Consider the following 20,472-nt stretch of genomic DNA (forward strand, 5'->3'; position numbering starts at 1 on the left):
CTTAAAACCTCATTTTCAACATCTGTTTGAGAATGATCGTTCCGGTGACAATTAGTACTAGCGAAATCACAAACAGTTTAAAACCAAGTGGGTCGTTCAAAAAGAAATCCATTGATTCACGGTCAAAGAAATATTTGTAGAGCACATACAGCACCGGGGCACCGCCAATAAACCAGGCGGTAAAACGCGATTCCGCGGTCAAGGTTTTCAGTTTCGCTTGAAAGTGCTCCCGGCGACGCATCAACTTGGACAGTTCCGACAAAATCATCGACAACTGTCCGCCGGTTTCGCGCTGAATGATCAGCGTAATGACAAAAAATTGTGCTTCCGGCAAACTGACCCGACGCTGAAACTCGCGCAGAATATCGCGCATACTGATCCCCAGGGTTAACTGTTTATTGACCTCTTTCATTTCCTGAGCCAGCGGTCCTTGCATGTCTTCGCCTACCGCCGCGATCGCGCCATCGATACCGTAGCCTGAATGTAACGACCGCACGATGGCGTCCAACATTTCCGGAAAATCCTTACGTAGCTGCGTCTGTCGCTGGTGAATCTTGATCAAAATATATGCCGTGGGCAGAAACGGAAGCATAATTAACAGCAGCACCATTTTGTCTGTCAGAACGGAGAATTTAAGCGCCGCTATAAATACGCTAAAAAACAGCAGGCCTGCTTGAATCAACAGCACTTTTACAATGTCGCGCCGTTCGTGTATCCCGGCCTGTTTGAATTTGCCGCTCAACCACATAAACCAGCGCTTTTCTTTCTGCTGCCCCCAGGCATCCTGCAACGTTTCCCGTTCACTATTAGGAAAGCCGATACGTTGCATTAAGGCATCTAACTGCTGTTTGCGCTCCAGTTCCCGCTTACGCGTCTGCGCTAATGCCAAAATTCCAAACGGCACAAAAATCGCCAGAGCCACTAATAAAAAAGCGGGATCCATCAAGCCACTTCCCTGACAAAATTGAACAGATCTGACGGCAAATGGTAGCCTACAGCTTCACACTTCTTGCCGCAGCCGGGGCGCATGCCGGTGGCTTTAAAAGCACCCCGCACCGTACCGGAAGTTTTGTCCAAACGGTTTTCAAACACAAAAATTTCCTGCAACACCACATTATCTTCTTCCACCCCCACCACCTCGGTGATCGACTCCACTCTGCGCTTACCATCTTTACCGCGATTTACATAGATAATCAGATCAATCGCACTGGCAATCTGTTTACGAATAGAGGGCGCAGGAATATCCACACCACTGAGATTAATCATCAACTCCAAACGGGCAATGCAATCTCGAGGGCTGTTGGCATGTAATGTTGCTAACGAACCATCATGACCGGTATTCATCGCCTGCAGCATGTCCAGTACCTCGCCACCGCGCACCTCGCCCAACACTATCCGATCAGGCCGCATACGCAGCGCATTTTTGAGCAGTTCTCGCTGGGTCACTTCACCTACCCCTTCGGCATTAGGCGGGCGGGTTTCCAAGCGCACCACATGCGTCTGCTGCATACGTAACTCGGCACTGTCTTCAATGGTCACCGTACGCTCATTTTCCGGAATCAGTCCGGAAAGCATATTCAATGTAGTGGTTTTTCCCGAACCGGTCCCGCCGCACACCAGAATATTGAGTCCGGCCTTGACCGCATAATCCAGAAACTGGAACATCTCCTCAGTCATCGAACCAAAGGCAATCAAATCTTTTGGACGCAGATGTTGTTCTGGAAAGCGACGAATCGAAACACTGATGCCATCAACGGCAAGAGGAGGAATGATGATATTGATACGCGAACCGTCCGGTAATCTAGCATCGACTAAAGGTGAAGATTCATCTACCCGGCGACCAGTGGTATAGAGCATACGGTCTACTTTATTGCGCAGGTGCTCTTCACTGATAAACGTCACATCGGTTAATTCAAGTTGACCACGGCGTTCTACATAAATCTGCTTGTAACCGTTAATAAGAATATCGGAAACCGTTGGATCAGCGAGCAAAGGTTCGATCGGCCCCAGTCCGTAAATCTCATCCAACAGTTCCAAACCCAGTTGACGCACTTCAATATCAGAAAGCGGATATCCCATATCAGCAGCGACTTCCCGAACCAAGCCTTCCAAACGAGGCCTTAATTCCTGACGGGTTTCTTTGCTGTCGGCCTCGTAAAAAGCGTCATCTTCAGCTGCTTTTTTCTGGCAGCGGCTCTTAATTTCCAAAAAACTCGAATTTTGCAGCTTGTTTTTCTCGCCAATCGATTCTCGCGCTGCCGAACTTTGGTCTGCTACCTTCTCCAACTCACTAATAGACTGACGTTGTTGCTCTACCTGACGCAAACGATCGCGGATACTCATTTACGACACCACCACTTTTTTGGATTCAACACGAGAAGCAGTAGAAAAAACACGCCCTTGAAACATCTTTTGCAAAAAACTCTTTAAAAGACCTTTCGCGGATTTAACCGGTTTGTTTGCTTCCGCGACCTCAACGCTCATGCTACCGTTATGCAGCATATTGGCTATATTAAACAGTTGCTGATTTACCACCGATTCAGGCTTGTATTCTTTAAGAAGCCGTCCTTCTTTTAAGGATTCATTTAAACCAAAATAATCATTGGCAACTCTCGCCACAGCATCAACTTTAAAGGCATCAACCACTTCTTCCAGAGTTTCATCATCCTGACTGGTACTGCGATTAACCACCAGCTTGATCGACTCTTTCATATATCCGAGCTTTTGCGTTAACTGCAACACGGTATTCACCGCACGGAACGAAGAGAGTGAAGGCTCTGCAACCAACACAATATTGTCAGATTCATCCAGGCAGCTCAGAGTCATATCCGACAGATCACTGGCGCAATCGATCACCACGTGATCGTAATAACGACGAAGGGACTGAATAATGGTTTTAATGATTTCACCATTCAAGCTGTCGAGCTCACCCACCTCATTAGGTAAAGAAAGCACATACAGCCCGGATTCATGACGGCTCAATGATTTATAGATAAGGTTTTCATCAAAACGGTTAAGGTTGTAGATAAAATCGGTTAACGAATATAATCGCTGCCCTTCCATATTCAGATAGAGCGAGGTATCCCCTAATGGCATATTCAGATCCACCAAAACGGTACGGCCTTCGGTAATATCGTTCAAATGTGAGGCCAAATTTGTCGCCAGTGCCGTGCAACCGACTCCACCCTTAAGGCTAAACAACGAAGAGACATTGCCGTTTTTACCTTGACGCCGCCTATCCTGCATATGCAGAATGGACAAAATGGAAAACACCTCATTCGGGCATTCGATAAAACCTTGCACGCCTTGATGATTGGCCTCAATAATAAAATCTGCGTCCTTCTGTTTGAGCAGTATATAAACTGGAACCCCTTTAGCTAAAGTCAGAATCTGATTGACCTGCTCCAGCACCGCATCGGCATTACCGTCAAACTCCATCAAAACCAGACTGATTTCATCAGGCCAAATATGTGGAACTTCCTTCATAGGTTCAAGTTCATACTTGGACATCACCGCAACACGCACCGCCTCTCGTAAATCATCATCTACGCCGAGGTAGATCGCCTGCTTCAACGCCATAGATGTTGCCTGAATTGAACTCATTGTGGGCTCTCCAAACCAATTTTGACATCCAGGTTAGGTAAAGCACTCTCTCCTTCCGGCAGGACTTCGGCAATCTTACCGAGCCAGAAACCATCAGCCGCACTCGGCCTGTCTAATCGTTCACCAGGCAACACAACCTTAGCGTCCTTATCAATGGGACTTACAAACTCCGGAGTAACTAAAATCGCCAATTCCGACTGATCCTTTTCATAACTGGTTGAACGGAACAATGAACCAATGATCGGAATATCCCCTAGCAGAGGAATTTTGGAAATGGTGCTGCGCAGATTATCCTGAATCAGCCCTCCAATCACAAAACTCTGTCCTGGAGCTAACGTGATCGTGGTGGTGGCTTTGCGGGAACGGAAACCGGGCACCACAATCGATCCACTCTGAGCACCTGCACTTTCGTCGATATTGCTCACTTCGGGTGCCACCGTCATTTGAATCTCGCCAGACTCAGTCACTATCGGGCTAAAACGCAAACGCACACCAAATTCTTTGTATTCTACGGTAATCGTATTTTCGTTCTGCGCGACCGGGATTGGCACCTCCCCCCCCACTAAAAACTCGGCTGTTTCGCCAGATTGCACAATCAACTCTGGTTTAGCCAAAATTCGTGAAAGGTTGTTTTCTTCCAAAATCGAGAGCACCCCGAATAAATTCCCCTCACTAGGATTCAGACCTATCTGAAACCCGTCCGGATGAGGAAACACCATGCTTGCAGGTGTGCCAGCTGCAACCTGATCCACATTCAGTAAAAAACTGGCGGTAGTGCCTAAATTACCTGGTGGAAAAATCCCGTAACGATCCTTTTTATCACGTGCAGCAATCCCGCTTCTAAACGGATTACCCTTAACCACTTCTGCAACGCGCACCGATAACTTCACCTGCTGCGGCCCGGTCACCTTGACCATATTCACCACACTTAGCCCCAAAGCAGAAATCACTGAGTGAATCCGTTTTTTCTGCGCTTTATTGGGGACCTCCCCACTCAACAGCACCATATAATTTCCAGCCAGCGGCTGAGCACTCAAGCTTCCAGAGGCCTGCTCAGTCTGCAACACCTCTTTATCCTGACGCTTATTTGTTTTAAGCATGGCATCATCATCAAACAGGCTACCGATTTCATCCACCTCTCGACGAACTGCGCTTTCAGAATTGATCCAGATATTTTTCAACTCAAATTTAACCGTGCCCTGCGGATTTAAATCGACCAACAAATTGGTCAACGTTGTTTCAATTTCTTCACGACGCGACTGATCCGGCGCCACATTTAACACCACCTGATGATCTACATTCGGGTTATCGCGATAGGTGACAATCAGCTGTGTTCTTCCTGCCCCCTTACCGGTAATCAATAACTCATTTTTACTCAACACCTTGACCGTAGCCAATTCCGGGTTGGCGATCAAAGCGCGCTTTAATGATTTATCAAATTTAATGATCTGACTGTCGGTTTCCGTCAGATGATAGACCTTTTCCAGTGCCGCATAGGATTCTGAAGGCAACGCAGCCAAACCGATTCCTGAAACCAAAGCGGTTTTTAGACAAGCCTGTCTAATCCAACCTGCCAAACTTTTCGTTGCGTTCATCGTGTAATCACCTCTTGTACCTTGTCACCCTGCATAATCTGAATCACCTCTCGATTCTGCTTGGGCTTGTATTTTGGCGGGCGCTGCTTGCTACGTTCGATCACTTTGACATTGACGCCATCCGTTTCCACCAACGCCACATCAGCTGGCCCGCGCAGCGCCAGATGGATCGCCCCCACATTCATGGCCAATGCAAGCTGCTCGGCCTGCCTGGTATTCACATTAAGCGCCACCATGGAGGCCTTAACAAACGCCTCACCCTGTTTATTTTTGGCCGACTCCTGTTCCTGCTCTTTTTTCATTTTGCCCATTCGATTAGTCTGGCCAATCGACAACACTTCAATATTCTGCAAAATGGTACGACTGATCATGCGTTTGCCGTCCGCGCTCTCAAACACACTGATCACATCCACATGATCGCTCGGATTCAACATCCCCAACAGACCGCTTTCTGCCGAGACCGGAATGCGAATGGCGCGCATCCCCTTTTCCAAAAACGCTTCAACGCCATTTTCCGTTTCTTCCTGAAGGCCGACTTTCTGATCAATCAGCCATTCTCCGGCAAAAATATGCTGCTTGGCCACATGACCGACCACTGCGTCCGGCTGCGTGATGACGCCGTTGGCAATGACGCCTTCGGTTGGCACCATCAACACTTTAATGTCATCGACTTCAATTGGTTCACCGCGATAAATTTCTCGGTTTGCCACGACCACCGAACGCAATTCTGGCTTCTCAACCACGGTGACGGTTTTAATTTCAGTGCGACTTTCGGCTTCAGCCACTCGGTTTTCCACATAGCCATATACCATGCCGACCGCCAAAATGGCAGCCAGAAACGCAACGCCATACAGAACCAAATCACTGCGCTGGATTTTCATACACAAAACTCTTGATTTAAAAAGAAAAACGCCTAATAAGACGTTCATTATTAAGGAGTGCAGCTATCTTTAATACTGACAATCGTATCAACATCCATCGGCAACCCCTGCTCAAACATATCTGGCAAGACCAACGGGGTTGCAGTGCCTGTAAAGTTAATGACATAAACATCAAAGCCACCCACTATATTGGAACTAATGGTTGCTGTAGGCTGCCCAACAAACGTAATACCTTTTGCTTCCATTGCCTCTTTCGCATGTGCCTGCAAAATAGCGTCGGAATCAGGAAGCATAACTACCTTATCGGTATCGCAAAAGACATAAACCGGGGTAGGACTTACAGTCTGTCCCGGCTCTTTATTGCTAACTGCTTCCACTTCACTAACAATTGCTGCATGCACATCTGTCAGCACATCGTTGGCAGCAAAACTATTTAACGCATAGGAAGTAGCTTCTATTAAAAATAGAATCACACCAATCATAACGGGAAGAACATATGCTGTTTCTAACAAAACAGCACCTTTTTCCCGTTTTTGATTAAACTTCCTATTCACAAAAATTATGATCCTATCGCTGATGTTATCTTGGTTTGAATACTATCTCTTACGGTTGTATCTGTAGTGAAAACGAATGTTGCAATTGCAGCCACTCCAGCAATCAATAACGCATACTCAATCATTGAAGCCCCTTTTTGTTTTTTCTGCTTTTGGGCCTTAATCATTCTCAAAACTTTTGCTTCATCCATCATATCTTAAATCCTCATATTTACTTACCCAACTTCGGGCGAGAAGCCATTTAATCGTAATAATTCGTACCCTTCAATAAAATTTATAATCTTTTATAAGTGAATTTTTTAATCTCTTAATAAGTAAAGTTTCTTACCGCCATTTAATACCCCCATAAAGGCAATAAGCCATTGATATAAAATGATTTAATTTTTCTTTTAGGGGTATATTGGACAATTAATATTAGAAAATTAGAATATCCTTATAGATGGAATAAACTTCGAGAAGAGAGTGCTAGGCAGATAAAAATCAGAGAATTTAAGAAGAATGATTGATAACTTTTAAGAAGTTAAAGATAAAAAAATAGCTCCACAGGGGAGCTATTTTTTAGACATTATTCGCTCAATAGTTTTGAACGATAGAAACGAAGTGCAGCAAATTACATCATTTCCAAATCATCTTGGACTGACTCAACTCCCGCAACCGCACACGCTTCATCATCCATACCATCCGGCGCGCCACTGACACCAACAGCACCATACAATTTTCCGCCAGCCTGAATCGGTGTAGAACCTGCCATAAACGCTAGACCTTCACCCATCGTTTGCAACGGACTGTTAGCACGATCACCCAGCTGAGATCCTTTTACGTTAAACATTACGGCGGTATAAGCCTTTTTGTTACTGATGCTCAATGACACAGGAGGGGCAATAGTATCACGCAACTGCGCTTGGACAATGCCGTTTCGGTCCACAACGGTAACACTGACAGGAATACCTTTTTCACGGCAAGCCTTGATAGTATTTACTGCAATCGTATTCGCCACATCCATCGACAAGCGAGGGATATTCACAGCCATCGGTTCTTCTGCCATAACCGGCGTTGTCATTACCGTCGCTGCGGCCAGCGTTAAAAGTCCCTTTTTGATTTTACTTTTTAACATTGTCTTCTCCTCAAATTGAGTCAATAGGGTCAAAGCAACTGCTTACTTAAGCAATTTAGAATTCTCATTCTAACAGGATTTTGCAATTAATAAATACTTCCAAAACGGCTTACACTTTAGAACAAACCAATTTACCCTCACTATATCACCAACATAAACTTCCTAAGCATTCCTTAAAAAAATTCTTCTAAATGAACAAACAGAAAACCAAACATCCACTTAGGACTTCAATCGTTGCATTAAAAAATTTTACGGCCTTACGCATTTTAAACACCTAGAATAGTCAAACTTTATATAAACACACCTAAAACCAATGAAACCTATAACATTTAAAACCGAAGTCATGCCCTTTATATTCATCCTATTAGGCCTATCTTTGTTGCCAGCATTTCATTTGACTATCTTCATCCACCCATATGATGAAAAACGCCTATTTATGGCATCATCACTCATATTAGTGTCTGTCATGCTACTTTTTTCAAAAAACACTCTGGTTAATGCTATACACCAATACAGTTCTCTCACCATATCAGTCAAAGCAGCGATATGGGGTTTATTTGGACTAGGATTGCTATCAGCCACCTTATCCCCGTCCCCCAGCAACGCTTTTCTAGAGGTCTCATCCTTTTTTCTGCTGGCAACACTGTCGACATATCTTTCAGAACGATATTACCAACACCGTGGAAAGTTTAATGAATACCTGCTTTCAGTATTTGTAATAGCCGCAACCCTTATTCTTTCAGTCTTTCTGGTCCAGCTTTACCATGTTTTATCCGGTAATTTAACAGCAAACTTTACACATCTTTTTCCAAATTTTTCTCAACCTCGTTTTTTAAATCAATGGCAAGGCACAGCAATTCCTCTCATCATCGCCGCCGCACTGATCTATAGAAAAGAATCGCCCAGAGCCAGTCTTTTTATTTTTGGGGTCAGCGCATTTTTATGGTTAGCAATTTTTGTCTCAGGTGGTCGAGGAGTCATTATTGGATTAGCAACAGGTATTTTTTTGAGCGGCCTGATCCTAAAGAAAATTCGATTCGCATGGTGGAAATTCAATCTGATCGTTTTTGTATCAGGAGTTTTACTGTACCTGCTTCTTATCGGAATACTCTATATCAGTACAGGTTCACTGTTATCAGATAATCTTGGCCTGTCGAGAATCTTGACCAACGATAGCTCATCCGGACGATTTGCTATTTGGAGTCACGCACTGCAGCTCTTTTGGCAAAGCCCCATCTTTGGAATTGGCCCGATGCATTTCGCTTTTGAAAACTATTTCAATCACGTCCCAGGGCATCCCCACAATTTCATAATACAGTTTTTAACCGAATGGGGCTTACCGGCAACCATGGCGCTGCTTTTCATGTTAATTTATGCCGCATTGAAATGGGTTAGATTTTGCCGATCAGACCCATTTAATGATCAAGAAAATAAAATCTTAGTGATTGCCGTGACGACATCCTTTATCGCCTGTAACACACACGCTCTATTTAGCGGAGTGTGGGTCATGCCGCTTAGCCAAATAACCTTATTCCTACTTGCGGGTTGGATGCTAGGGTTATACAAATCACCTCAAAACCACTTTAAATCAGCTACAAAACCATCCCCAACTTCCACTGCAGTCTCTAAAAAACAATTATTGATAGCCAGGCTTATATTGGCTTGCATGCTATTCGCGTTTATTTACGGAATAGTTCCAGATTTGTGCAGTTACACTCCAAGACTAGAACAAGGGTTTTATCTGACAGATATACCAGTGTTCTGGCCAAGATTTTGGATACAAGGCTCAATATTTAACTTCTAAAGCATAGAAAAAAATAATTCAAGAAAAAAAACGCCCCGAAAAATTTTCTTCGGGGCGTTTTAGTACCAAAGACACTTAATATGGTGTCAGGTAAAGCTTATGATTGAGCGGCTTGGCGCTCACGCTCTTCCTNGGGCGTTTTAGTACCAAAGACACTTAATATGGTGTCAGGTAAAGCTTATGATTGAGCGGCTTGGCGCTCACGCTCTTCCTGCTGTTTCACACCGCCGTGCCACTGCCAAATATAGTACAGCAACGGAATCACCAGCAATGTCAACAAGGTTGAAGAGAGCGTACCGAAAATCAACGATACCGCCAGACCTCCAAATACCGGATCGGTAATCATAATCATCGAGCCGAACATGATCGCCAATGCGGTCAGCAGAATTGGACGAAAACGCACCTTACCAGCCTCAATTACCGCATCTTTCAGTGACTGACCTTCACGACGATATTCCAAAATAAAGTCGATCAGCAACAGGGAGTTACGCACCACAATCCCCGCCAGGGCAATCACCCCGATCATCGAGGTTGCAGTAAACGCCTGGCCGGTCAGCCAGTGGCCCGGGAACACACCGATCATGGTCAGAGGAATCGCACCCATGACGATCACCGGCATCATGAACGACTTATAGTACCCAACTAGAATCAAGTAGATAAAGATAAGCGCTACAATGAACGCCGACCCCATGTCTCGGAAAACATCCAAAGTTAGACGCATTTCTCCACCCCACAGCAAGGTGTAATCCATCACATCTTTGGGTTGCGCCTGTACAAAACCTAGGTTCGCGGTATGGAATGTCACTCCGGAGTTTGGCAGCGTTACGCCATCGAGCATTTTATCCAGAGACAATACCGCATAGACCGGGCTGGACTGCAGCAGTTCACCACCGACCATCACCATCTGATGCTGATCTCGATCCATAATCGGTTTGGCATGCGTCACTTCTTCAATATTAGCCACAGCAGACAGGGGAACCGCTTCGCCGGAACGCGACTGCACACGCAGTGACAGCAACTGCTCAGCCACCGTACGTTCTGAACGAGGTAGACGCACTAAGATGTTGACAGATTCACGCACATTATCCAAGTGCATATAACCCAACTCGTAACCGTTAATGTAGTCACGCAACATCTTCGCCACCTGAGCCGGTGCTACGCCGAGCAGATTGGCCTGCTCCCGATCGATATTGATCTCATAACTCCGCACATCGGCTGTGACTGTATCATCGACGTTAATCATGCCGTAAATGCCATCAAAGGCCTGATCCACTTCCAGGGCTGCTTCACGTAACTTGTCATAATCGGGCCCGTACAGCTCGGCCATGATCTGCGTCATCACCGGAGGCCCCGGAGGCGTTTCGTACAACTTGATCTTCGCTTCCGGGAAGGATTTACGAATCGCATCCAACTTTTCATCCAGCAAAATAGCAATATCGTGGGAAGACTCGTCACGATCATGCTTATTGACCAAATTCACCCGGATCTGTGCAAAGTTAGGCCCTTGCTTAATCAAGTCACCGCGTACCAAAGCCGCAAAATCGATCGGGGCCGGACGCCCAAGATAAACACTGTAGTCGGTCACATGAATCGTATTAGCAATCTCAGCACCGACATAACGAACGACGCGATCGGTCGCTTCGAGCGCCGAATCTTCCGGCATGTCAATCTGCACCAACAAGGTACTGGTATTGTCATACGGCAACATTTTCACTTCCACACCCGCCGGATGCAGAGGGTTATTCATACCGTCATCACGGATAAACTGCAAAGCGGGCTGCAACATCGCTGCGAATAACGCCATCAACACCACAAACAGGAATACGTTGCGCTTGGTACGGCTTTCGATCAACGGATTGATCGACTTCACATACAGCCTCTGCATCCAGTCTTCTTTATGTACATGATGCGCTTCCAAACTTTCGCGAGCCTGCATCTCTTTAATCGCTTTAGGACCTAACCAGCGATAGGCCACATAAGGCACCAGAATATAGGCAATCACCAGCGAGGCAATCATCGCTACCGGCACATTAAACGGAATCGGCGCCATAAACGGCCCCATCATACCGGTTACGAACAACATCGGAATAAAAGCCAGAATCACCGCCAGAGTGGCCACATTAGTCGGGTTGCCGATTTCATTGGTGGCTTTCACCATGAGGTCATCGAACTTTTCAGGATCAAACCCTTCATGGATATGCCGGTGAATATTTTCTATGACCACGATCGCTGCGTCCACCAGCAGCCCCAACGAAAGAATCAACGCAAACAGGGTGATGCGGTTAATCGTCTGATCGGCAATCAAACCAACAAACAGCACCACAAACAAAATCAACGGTACGGTTAAGGTTACAATCCCCGCTTCACGCCAGCCGAGGAAGATCACCAGAATCACCACCACCGAAAGGACGGCAATACCCAAGTGCTCCATCAGCAGATTAACCGCGGCATTCGCCTTTTCACCGTCATTACGCGTCACCACCACATCCACATTGGCCGGCAACACACTGGCTTTCAAAAAGTCGAGCTTCGTCAGTACCGAATTAGCCACTTCTACCGCATTGGTTCCCGGCTTTTTCGCAATGGAAATGGTGACCGCAGGTTGCTCACCGTGAGCAGCAATCGGCCCTTGCGGGCCAAATCCAATACGCGTATAGGAGTCCGCTTCGCTCGGGCCGTCTTCGATGGTTGCAATGTCACGCAGATAGATCGGACGCCCCATATCGGCACCGATAATGATGTCACCGACCTCTTTGGCATTCCCTAAATAGCCGTTAACACGCACCAATTGATTCTTATTGTTGTTAACCAGTGAACCCACCGGCATAGAGACGTTACTGCCTTTCAGCATGTCACTGACCTGTTCCAGAGTCAGGCCTGCCAAAGCAATTTTCTGCGCATCCAACCAGACATTGATCGCACGACGCTCACCGCCAACCACTTCGGTAAAGGAGACACCTGGCACATTGCGCAGATTTTCAACCAACTTTAAGGAAAGATCGCGCAGATCATAACCTGACAGCTCACTGGAGGTCAGCGCCAACGTCATAATCGGCACGTCATCCACATTGATCGGACGAATCAGCGGCTGTTGCGTATCCGGCGGCATCTTGTCCATATTCTGCATCAGCTGGTTATAGAGTTTTACCAGACTGTCGACCTGGTTTTCTCCCACCTCAAACTGAACCGTCACCACACCGAAATCGTTGGCCGCAAATCCAAAAGTGTGATCTACTCCCGGCAACGCATTCATAATCGCTTCCAGTGGCTTGACCACCATATTGGACACTTCTTCAGGCGTCGCACCGCCTTTAGGCACGATAATATTGGCCGCCGGCACCACAATCTGGGGGTTATATTCACGAGGCGTAATCAGATAAGCCATGATCCCTGCCAACATGACAGCGATCATGATCATCATCGTAATTTTGGAGTGAATAAACCCTTTTGCCAGCTTACCGGCAATATTAAGCTGTTTGTCTGAATCGTGTTGTGTACCAGCCATCGCTTACGCTCCCTGGTTTGCTTGATTGGACGCCTTGACCAAATCGCCGTTAAGCAGACTCTGGTTGTTGTCCACTACGATCTTTTCACCCAAATCCAGGCCGGCTTGGATTTCGACCTGACCGTTGAGTTTCATACCGGTACGTACCATGGTGAAATACGCCTTGCCATCACGCACCACAAACACACCCTCAATACCGGCTCGCGTCACCAAAGCGGACTCAGGAATCATGACAGTTTGACGCTCACCGCGGGTAAAGCTGACACGGGCAAAGGTACCTGTATTCACGCCTGAAATGGAAGGCAGGCTTAACTTGACCGTATGCGTACGTGTTTTAGGGTTAGCCGCCCCCACCAGGGTATAAATCGTCCCGGTTACGGGCTTTTCCTGGCCGTCAATCAATACTGTAGCCTCGTCTCCTGGATGCAGAGCGGCGTACAAATCACCTGCAACTTCGGTTTGCACGCTGATGCTTTGCAGGTTTTCAATCACCACCACTGGTTGCCCAGGAGAAGCCAAGGCACCCGCTTCAGCCATTTTCTGCACCACGATGCCGTCAAATGGCGCTTTTACGTTGGCATAGTTCAGCTGCGATTTAGCCTGATCCAAAGCGGATTTGGCCGCGGACAGGTTTTCTTGCGCCACACTATATTGCAAACGAATCTTGTCATATTGCTGCTTGGAGACTGAATCTTCCTTATACAACTTAGTAAAACGGTCGTAATCCAACTTGGCGTCATCCAATGCCGCAATCGCTTGCTGATAAGCTGAATTGGCCTGGGCGATCTGGCTCTTAATATCGGTGGAATCGATGCGGAACAGAATCTCACCACGCTTAACCTGCTGTCCCTCTTTGACGTTCAGATCCTTGATATAACCGATCAGACGCGATGCGATCTGCGCTTTCTGATCTGAGACCACCGTTCCAGGGACAACCGACTTCATCGGCACACTGCCCAATTGCACCGTAGTTAAAGTGGCTTCAATCGTCTGATGCGATTCCTGCTTGGCCACATGCTCATCCTGCTCACCACACCCAGTCAGCGCCAAGGCTGACGCCAGAACGGAAAGGGTTAATACTTGATAGAACTGTTTCATTTCTAACCTCAAACACTCATATAAATTCTGTCATTTGGGCCTTTTAACCAGGCCTGTTCAATTTAATTAAAGCAATTCCAACTGCATGGTACCGGTCTGCAAACGCAGGGTCGCCGTCTGGATATTTTTTTCGTAAGTCGCTGCAACCACTTCGGCACGCGCCTTATCCAACAGAGCCTGGCTAGCCAGGACTTCCGTCATCGTCGCCACCCCGTTTTTATAACGTTTCAAAACCAAGCGCTGCGCTTCTTCCGCCTGCTCAACCGCCAGCTGATTCACATGCACCTGTTTTTTCGCCACATCCAGATTATTCCAGGCAGTAATCAAATTCAGACGCACCTGGTTTTCTTGCGAGCGCAACTGATACTCTTCTGCTTTGGCCGCTGCATTGGCTTTATCCACGCCGCTTGAGGTGACCCCAAAATCGGTAATTTTCCAGGAAACCACTCCGGCAACGGTATAGGAGGCGTTATTGAAACCGACCTGATCGTCATTCCAATCCTGGCGCGCCATCACATTAAAACTCGGGTACAAACCGGCCTTACTCGCCCCTACGGCGGCGTAACTGGAGTTCACCTGATAGCGCTTCGCTTCCAATTGAGGGTTTTTCGCCAGCGCCATGGCGATCATGTCATCCAGATTATCGGCCGGCATCTCCATATCCACACGCTTACCGATGTCTAATGTTTGCACCGAATCCATCGCCATCAGCATCTTCAAGCTTTCCAGGGCGACTTTTTCCTGATTCTGAGCTTTTTCCAAGGCCATGCGCGCATTGGACTGGTTGACCTTGGCACTCAGCAACTCAGAACGCACCAATACGCCCTGCTCAACCAGATTCGCGGTGGTTTTCACATAAGAGTCGGCGGCCAAGACCGCTTTTTGCGCCACTTCAATATAAGCGCGCGCGGTATGCACCGCTTCATAAGCCTTATAAACATTAAACGTCAGCATTTGACGCACCGCTTCATCACCATGTTGCGCAGCGTCAATCATCGATTTGGCTTGCTTTTGATAGCTGCTGATTTTTCCGCCGTTATACACCGGAATCAACATTTCCAAACGGGTATTGAAATCCGTACGGGCATCAGGATGATTCAAATCATCTGGCACGACATTAAGCAAGTTTGGATTAGTTGAATCGAACTCGGCAAATCCAAAATCTGCAAACGAGGCGTCACGCTGCTGTAACTTCATCCCAAATACATTTAGAGGATTGTCCGAATTGGAGGCGGTAAAGGAGGCGGTAATCTGTGGCAAGCGACTGCTAGACGCTTCCTGGTAGGCCGATTTAGCCTGCTCGATTCTAAAGGCACTGACCGCCGTTTCCGGATTTTGATTCAAGGTCAGTTCAACACAACGTTTAAACTCTAAGGTTTCCGCCGCTGCACTTTGAGCAAATCCAGCTATCGGCAGTGCAACCGCCAAAGCCATTGCCAGGCGCTTTAGTTTCCATCCCTTTTCATACTGTTGTTTCATAATGACTCCGCTTGCCAAATATTTAAACCGAATTAGTTTGTGAAACTCGCACCTTAATCATTCTTTGTTTACCCTTCCACGAAAAAGGGTGTCTACAACACCCTTTTTCTTCGTTGCCGCTGTGCAACATCGAAATTCGCATCTTTGCCCGGAACCGAGATAAGCAAACTTACTCAACCTTAGCGAGTTTCACGCCATAACTCAAGCTTATTAACATATAAGAATTTCATAATATTATAGAGAAACAAAAATATAAGTAAATCCTAATATTGAGAGAGTAGAATTTTTTTCAGCCACACCAGCTCGCCATGCATAAAATGGCTGGCACCGGCGCGACAGTACAAACTCGGCGAGTGTAATCTAGACATCACCCAATCCATCATCTCCTTAACATCAACCACTTCATCTTCCAAACCAATGACCACCTCCCATGGAACCGTCACCTCAGCAATATTGGAAAAATCATAAAGCCCCACCGGAGGCGCCACAATTAACAACCTGTCTGCCGCCAACTTGGTTTGCGCAGAAAGGGTGACATAGCCCCCGAAGGAAAATCCGGCCAACACCAACTCTTCAAACTCTAACGATTGTCTGGCCCAATGCACGACCGCCCGCAAATCATCCTGCTCACCTTGCCCCTGATCATATTCGCCTTCACTTTGACCCACGCCACGGAAGTTATAAGCCAGTGTGGTATAACCTTGAGCTTGCAGCGTACGCTCAATGGTTGTCACCACCTTATTATTCATCGTGCCGCCAAACTGTGGATGCGGATGACTGATCACCACCAGGCCTGCCGAGTTTGCTTTTTCATTTTGCCCACTTTTCCTCAGCTGGGACTCCGTCAGACGAACCTCTATCAACCCGGCCGGGCCTTCTATGGTCAAAACTTGACTATTTTTACGCATCACAATGACTCTTTTGTTAAATCTATAGGAAAATTAAACACATTGTATAAACCAATTTCATAGCGTCTTATTTCACCGCCACAGAAAAGAAACAGACTTATATATAATGTGTCTTATTTTAGTTAATAGGCTACCAGAATGAAAAACCGCTCCACTGCTCATAAAAAAATCGTGATTGATGATGCCGTGCCCTACGCAGAGTCCATGTTTTCACCATTGGGAGAAGTGGTTTTAATACCCGGACGCAACATTACCCCCGATAGCGTACGGAATGCCGATGCACTTATTGTCCGTTCTCGAACCCAAGTCAACCAAGCACTACTTGAAAACAGCGCCATTTCCTTTGTCGGTAGCACCGTAGTGGGCTTGGATCATATTGATCAGGCCTGGTTAAAACAAAACAACATCCATTTTTATTCCGCACAGGGCTGCAACGCCAATTCGGTCGCGGAATTTGTCATCACCAGCCTGCTAGAACTTGCAGAAGACAAAGGCTTTGACCTGAGCCAAAAAACCCTAGGCATTATCGGAGTAGGCCATGTCGGCTCTTTAGTGCACCACAAGGCGGAACAGTTAGGCATTCAATGTCTACTCAATGATCCGCCAAAAGTGGAACGCCATCCAGAAATGGCAGACCAATATGTGAGCTTGGATCAGGCACTGCAAGCAGACATCATTACTGTACACACCCCGCTGACACAAACAGGGAAGCACCCGACACACCACCTGATCAGCGCGGAAAAATTACAGCAAATTCGTCCGCAGCAAATTTTGGTCAATGCCGCTCGCGGCGGAATTATTGACGAACAAGCCTGGATTAATACCCAGACTTTAGCCAACATTATCGACTGTTGGGAAAATGAACCCTTTATCAACCCGCAATTGTATTCACTGGCTTATTTGGCGACACCCCACATTGCCGGGCATTCCCTGGACGCCAAGGTTGATGGTGGGCGCATGGTTTATGAACAGCTATGCCGATTCTGGGACGAGCCAATTACAGACAACTGGCAACAACAACTTCCTCCACCTCCTGAACCGATCACTCCACCATTAAACAGCTCTGTGCAAACCCGGTTATTTAATACCCTAATACAGACCCATAATCCAAGAGTAGACGACCGGGCGATTCGGGATGCGGAAATAGAAAATCTCTATAATAAATACGAATCCTATCGTAGAAATTACCCAATATATTATGAGTGGAAACGTCATAAATTTTACAAAACTGGCGATAAAAAATTTAACAACCTATTAATTTCATTAGGTTTTACCCCCATCTAAACGCCCCATATTAGAGTATTAGCATTTCTTAATAAAATTAAGTTATTCGGGAACAAAAAAATTAGTATTTTCTTTTATACCCCTAAGGAGTAATCTACATACCCGACTTAGTTGAAGACTCAACACACCAATAAAAAACGGAGTACAAATCAATGAAATTCGCAAGCGCAATTAAAGCAGCCCTACTGGCTACCGCCCTAACAACTCTGTCAGGTTGCGGAACCATGAACGCCATCGGAAACTTGGAAGATGGTGCCGGCGAAACCTTTATGGACATTTGGGACAAATGGGTTGATGCTGAAGGGGATATCGCTGAAGCGACCATGTGGCAAGTAAAAGTAGAAGAAGGCGTTGAACTGGCTGACGTCATTGATGCGATCAACAACGTGGGGATTAACCGCAACATTAAAAACGTGGGAGAACTTCCACTTTCTGAAGAACTAAAAGCGCGTGGAATCGAGTCTGGCGTGGTTCACGTTATGTCTTTCTGTAACCCAGAAACAGCACGCAAGATGATTGACTTCTCACCTGCGATGGGCGGCTTCCTACCATGTCGCGTAAATATCATCGAGAAGGAAGATGGTCTATACATCTACACCATGAACATGGATATGGCCATCAAAATGGGTCGCAAAATGCCTCCAGAGTTAAAAGAAGCCACCATGCAAGTTCGTGACACTATGTGGGAAATGCTACAAAAAGGTTCAAAAGGCGAATTCTAAGCCCAGAACACTTGAAGCCTAACCTTAAAAGCCGCTATCGATTAGCGGCTTTTTTAGTTTCTGCCCACCATATCCTCCTCACCCTCCTCTTTACTCCTATAAGCAATACAACTTAAAACAAAACTCACACACCCCATCTAAATTCGCACTTCCCGCCTTGAACTAAATTTTCTTTTACCATCATAAACATTAACTAATATTAGCAAATCCTTAAAACCAAAAAATCAGAAAAAATGGCAATATTTCCTTTATATTTCAAATAGTTAAAGAATATCATTTTAAACTTAAATTATTGGTCCATTAGGTGTATTTATTACGCACTTAAATAATCAATCCTACTGATAGCTAATAAAAATCTTTTAATTGTTCTCGCTAAAAAAATTAATGCATAGTAGGTTCCCGACTTAGTAAGGAGCCCTGCTCCGCAACATAACGAAAACAACAAAAGAGAGTAAACTCATGAAAAAAACCAAATTAGCTCTAGCCATTGCAACTTCAGCTATGATTTCCACGCCCGTATTAGCAACAAACGGTGACGTACTGATTGGACTTGGTGCTCAAGCACGCGCTCTGGGCGGCACCGGTACAGCTGCATTTTTTGGATCTGAAAACGCGCTAACCAACCCTGCCCTATTAGGTAAATCACAAGGGACTGAGTTTGCGATCGGCGGAACTATCTTTAAACCGAATGTTAAGGTGTCAGCAAACACACAAACAGCTGTTTATTCAGCCCTAGGCATGGGAACAGATGCTCCCGTTTCACAAACGAGCGACAATGACACCAACATCATTCCTGAAGTTTCCCTGTCAACACGTATTAACGATAACTGGACTTTTGGCTTAGGCATTTTTGGTTCAGCTGGTATGGGGGTTGATTACCGAGATACTGATGAACTGTTCAACGGATACAGCAACCTACAAATCATGAAGTTTGCTCCTAGCTTGGCCTATAACGATGGAAACTTTGGTATCGGGTTTGCTCCGGTAATTCAATACGGTGCTCTGGACATCAACTTTTATGCAGATACGGACTTCGATATGAGCGCAGAAAATATCGGTAATGGAATGTCCACAGATCTAGGTTACGGCTATAACTTAGGTGCTTATTTTGATATTACTAAAGAGTTAACCGTTGCTGCAGCTTACCAATCAGCAGTTTCCATGAAATATAAGGATCAAATCTCAGTTGCCGCTAATGCATTTGGTCTAACAATGAGCGATAAACTTGAACAACCTGCTGAAATCAAAATTGGTGCAGCATACTCAACTGGAAACTGGATGTTCACAGCCGATGCCAAACAAATCAGATGGTCTGAAGCTGAGGGCTATAAAGACTTCAACTGGGAAGATCAAAATGTCTTTGGCATCGGTGCAAAATACACAGGCAATGGTTACTGGGTAGGCGCTGGCTATAACGTAGGTTCAGATCCAATCGATAAAATTAATGATGGGTCTTTTGACGGCCAAGCGGTTGACATGTTCAACAATCACTTCTTCCCAGGTGTGGTAGACCGCCACTTTACACTAGGTGGTGGATACAAAATCACTCAAAACATGGCGCTAGACGCAGCTGTTGTATATGCTCCAGAAGTTAAGAAGACAGTTGACACTTCTACTATCTCTAGTGGGTTTGCAACAGCTTACTCAATGGGAATGGGTGGAGGAGCTGTCGCAGCTTCTTCAGAACATGAAGTCACTCACTCACAAATTGGTTATACATTATCTCTACGCATGAACTTCTAATCTTAATTTAAAAGTTCGTCATTAAAAAGCCGCTTTTAAGCGGCTTTTTTGTTTTAGAAACACCCGTTTTTATCGCTTAAGGACTGAGCAGGCCTGTTCAAAATAAATTCATTTATTTTTTACTTTACGCCTCTTTTTTGTTTCACTGTTTTTGTGCATACTATGCGAAAAATTTGAGGCGA

At 45.9% G+C, this 20,472-nt stretch carries 16 protein-coding genes; 4 read left to right on the plus strand and 12 right to left on the minus strand.

Going from position 1 to position 20,472, the window contains the following annotated elements; translation table 11 throughout:
• Position 1: 1 nt before the first annotated feature.
• The 8 genes from QCB44_RS10035 to QCB44_RS10070 all read right to left on the minus strand — a co-directional run bounded on the left by QCB44_RS10035 (position 2) and on the right by QCB44_RS10070 (position 7,747).
• Positions 2–943, minus strand: a complete 942-nt coding sequence (locus QCB44_RS10035) for a type II secretion system F family protein (RefSeq protein WP_279409822.1) — start codon at positions 941–943, stop codon at positions 2–4.
• Entirely contained in the window at positions 943–2,343 is a 1,401-nt protein-coding gene (locus tag QCB44_RS10040) for a CpaF family protein (protein ID WP_279409823.1), read from the minus strand. The genes QCB44_RS10035 and QCB44_RS10040 overlap by 1 nt, the downstream gene beginning before the upstream one ends.
• Positions 2,344–3,603: an AAA family ATPase gene (locus QCB44_RS10045; protein ID WP_279409824.1), complete on the minus strand. Its 1,260-nt coding sequence runs from the start codon at positions 3,601–3,603 to the stop codon at positions 2,344–2,346.
• Complete coding sequence (locus QCB44_RS10050; RefSeq protein WP_279409825.1) at positions 3,600–5,198, minus strand: pilus assembly protein N-terminal domain-containing protein; 1,599 nt, start codon at positions 5,196–5,198, stop codon at positions 3,600–3,602. Before QCB44_RS10050 ends, QCB44_RS10045 begins: the two co-directional genes overlap by 4 nt.
• Positions 5,195–6,079 carry a Flp pilus assembly protein CpaB gene (cpaB, locus tag QCB44_RS10055; protein WP_279409826.1) on the minus strand — a complete coding sequence of 295 codons (885 nt, stop codon included), beginning with the start codon at positions 6,077–6,079 and terminating at the stop codon, positions 5,195–5,197. The genes QCB44_RS10050 and cpaB overlap by 4 nt, the downstream gene beginning before the upstream one ends.
• Before the next feature lie 50 nt (positions 6,080–6,129).
• Entirely contained in the window at positions 6,130–6,633 is a 504-nt protein-coding gene (locus tag QCB44_RS10060; protein ID WP_279409827.1) for a hypothetical protein, read from the minus strand.
• 5 nt (positions 6,634–6,638) lie between these two features.
• Positions 6,639–6,827 carry a hypothetical protein gene (locus tag QCB44_RS10065; RefSeq protein ID WP_279409828.1) on the minus strand — a complete coding sequence of 63 codons (189 nt, stop codon included), beginning with the start codon at positions 6,825–6,827 and terminating at the stop codon, positions 6,639–6,641.
• Positions 6,828–7,243: 416 nt separating this feature from the next.
• On the minus strand, positions 7,244–7,747 hold the full coding sequence (locus tag QCB44_RS10070) for a heme-binding protein (RefSeq protein WP_279409829.1): 504 nt from the start codon (positions 7,745–7,747) through the stop codon (positions 7,244–7,246).
• 394 nt (positions 7,748–8,141) lie between these two features.
• Between QCB44_RS10070 and QCB44_RS10075 the strand changes: the two genes are divergently transcribed.
• Positions 8,142–9,551: an O-antigen ligase family protein gene (locus QCB44_RS10075; RefSeq protein WP_279409830.1), complete on the plus strand. Its 1,410-nt coding sequence runs from the start codon at positions 8,142–8,144 to the stop codon at positions 9,549–9,551.
• A gap of 178 nt (positions 9,552–9,729) precedes the next feature.
• Here the strand turns inward: QCB44_RS10075 and QCB44_RS10080 are convergent, their stop codons facing one another.
• From QCB44_RS10080 to QCB44_RS10095, 4 genes are all read right to left on the minus strand, one after another.
• Entirely contained in the window at positions 9,730–13,056 is a 3,327-nt protein-coding gene (locus tag QCB44_RS10080) for an efflux RND transporter permease subunit (protein ID WP_279409831.1), read from the minus strand.
• Positions 13,057–13,059: 3 nt separating this feature from the next.
• On the minus strand, positions 13,060–14,154 hold the full coding sequence (locus tag QCB44_RS10085; protein WP_279409832.1) for an efflux RND transporter periplasmic adaptor subunit: 1,095 nt from the start codon (positions 14,152–14,154) through the stop codon (positions 13,060–13,062).
• Positions 14,155–14,220: 66 nt separating this feature from the next.
• On the minus strand, positions 14,221–15,633 hold the full coding sequence (locus QCB44_RS10090) for a TolC family protein (RefSeq protein ID WP_279409833.1): 1,413 nt from the start codon (positions 15,631–15,633) through the stop codon (positions 14,221–14,223).
• Positions 15,634–15,896: 263 nt separating this feature from the next.
• Complete coding sequence (locus QCB44_RS10095) at positions 15,897–16,541, minus strand: alpha/beta fold hydrolase (RefSeq protein ID WP_279409834.1); 645 nt, start codon at positions 16,539–16,541, stop codon at positions 15,897–15,899.
• A gap of 138 nt (positions 16,542–16,679) precedes the next feature.
• Here QCB44_RS10095 and QCB44_RS10100 point away from each other — a divergent pair, with 138 nt between their 5' ends.
• From QCB44_RS10100 to QCB44_RS10110, 3 genes are all read left to right on the plus strand, one after another.
• A complete protein-coding gene (locus QCB44_RS10100; protein ID WP_279409835.1) occupies positions 16,680–17,825 on the plus strand; it encodes a 4-phosphoerythronate dehydrogenase in 1,146 nt (381 codons plus the stop codon).
• A gap of 152 nt (positions 17,826–17,977) precedes the next feature.
• On the plus strand, positions 17,978–18,547 hold the full coding sequence (locus QCB44_RS10105) for a DUF302 domain-containing protein (protein ID WP_279409836.1): 570 nt from the start codon (positions 17,978–17,980) through the stop codon (positions 18,545–18,547).
• Positions 18,548–19,006: 459 nt separating this feature from the next.
• Positions 19,007–20,290 carry an outer membrane protein transport protein gene (locus QCB44_RS10110; protein ID WP_279409837.1) on the plus strand — a complete coding sequence of 428 codons (1,284 nt, stop codon included), beginning with the start codon at positions 19,007–19,009 and terminating at the stop codon, positions 20,288–20,290.
• Positions 20,291–20,472: the final 182 nt, after the last annotated feature.

Source organism: Thiomicrorhabdus sp. zzn3, from assembly GCF_029767755.1.
GTDB lineage: Bacteria > Pseudomonadota > Gammaproteobacteria > Thiomicrospirales > Thiomicrospiraceae > Thiomicrorhabdus.

Excerpts from the sequence above, each read along its gene's own strand:
- QCB44_RS10110 (WP_279409837.1), top strand. The coding sequence starts at position 19,007 with ATGAAAAAAACCAAATTAGCTCTAGCCATTGCAACTTCAGCTATGATT.
- QCB44_RS10045 (WP_279409824.1), bottom strand. The coding sequence starts at position 3,603 with ATGAGTTCAATTCAGGCAACATCTATGGCGTTGAAGCAGGCGATCTAC.
- QCB44_RS10065 (WP_279409828.1), bottom strand. The coding sequence starts at position 6,827 with ATGATGGATGAAGCAAAAGTTTTGAGAATGATTAAGGCCCAAAAGCAG.
- QCB44_RS10080 (WP_279409831.1), bottom strand. The coding sequence starts at position 13,056 with ATGGCTGGTACACAACACGATTCAGACAAACAGCTTAATATTGCCGGT.
- QCB44_RS10100 (WP_279409835.1), top strand. The coding sequence starts at position 16,680 with ATGAAAAACCGCTCCACTGCTCATAAAAAAATCGTGATTGATGATGCC.
- QCB44_RS10105 (WP_279409836.1), top strand. The coding sequence starts at position 17,978 with ATGAAATTCGCAAGCGCAATTAAAGCAGCCCTACTGGCTACCGCCCTA.
- QCB44_RS10035 (WP_279409822.1), bottom strand. The coding sequence starts at position 943 with ATGGATCCCGCTTTTTTATTAGTGGCTCTGGCGATTTTTGTGCCGTTT.
- QCB44_RS10050 (WP_279409825.1), bottom strand. The coding sequence starts at position 5,198 with ATGAACGCAACGAAAAGTTTGGCAGGTTGGATTAGACAGGCTTGTCTA.
- QCB44_RS10070 (WP_279409829.1), bottom strand. The coding sequence starts at position 7,747 with ATGTTAAAAAGTAAAATCAAAAAGGGACTTTTAACGCTGGCCGCAGCG.
- QCB44_RS10085 (WP_279409832.1), bottom strand. The coding sequence starts at position 14,154 with ATGAAACAGTTCTATCAAGTATTAACCCTTTCCGTTCTGGCGTCAGCC.
- QCB44_RS10090 (WP_279409833.1), bottom strand. The coding sequence starts at position 15,633 with ATGAAACAACAGTATGAAAAGGGATGGAAACTAAAGCGCCTGGCAATG.
- QCB44_RS10040 (WP_279409823.1), bottom strand. The coding sequence starts at position 2,343 with ATGAGTATCCGCGATCGTTTGCGTCAGGTAGAGCAACAACGTCAGTCT.
- cpaB (WP_279409826.1), bottom strand. The coding sequence starts at position 6,079 with ATGAAAATCCAGCGCAGTGATTTGGTTCTGTATGGCGTTGCGTTTCTG.
- QCB44_RS10095 (WP_279409834.1), bottom strand. The coding sequence starts at position 16,541 with ATGCGTAAAAATAGTCAAGTTTTGACCATAGAAGGCCCGGCCGGGTTG.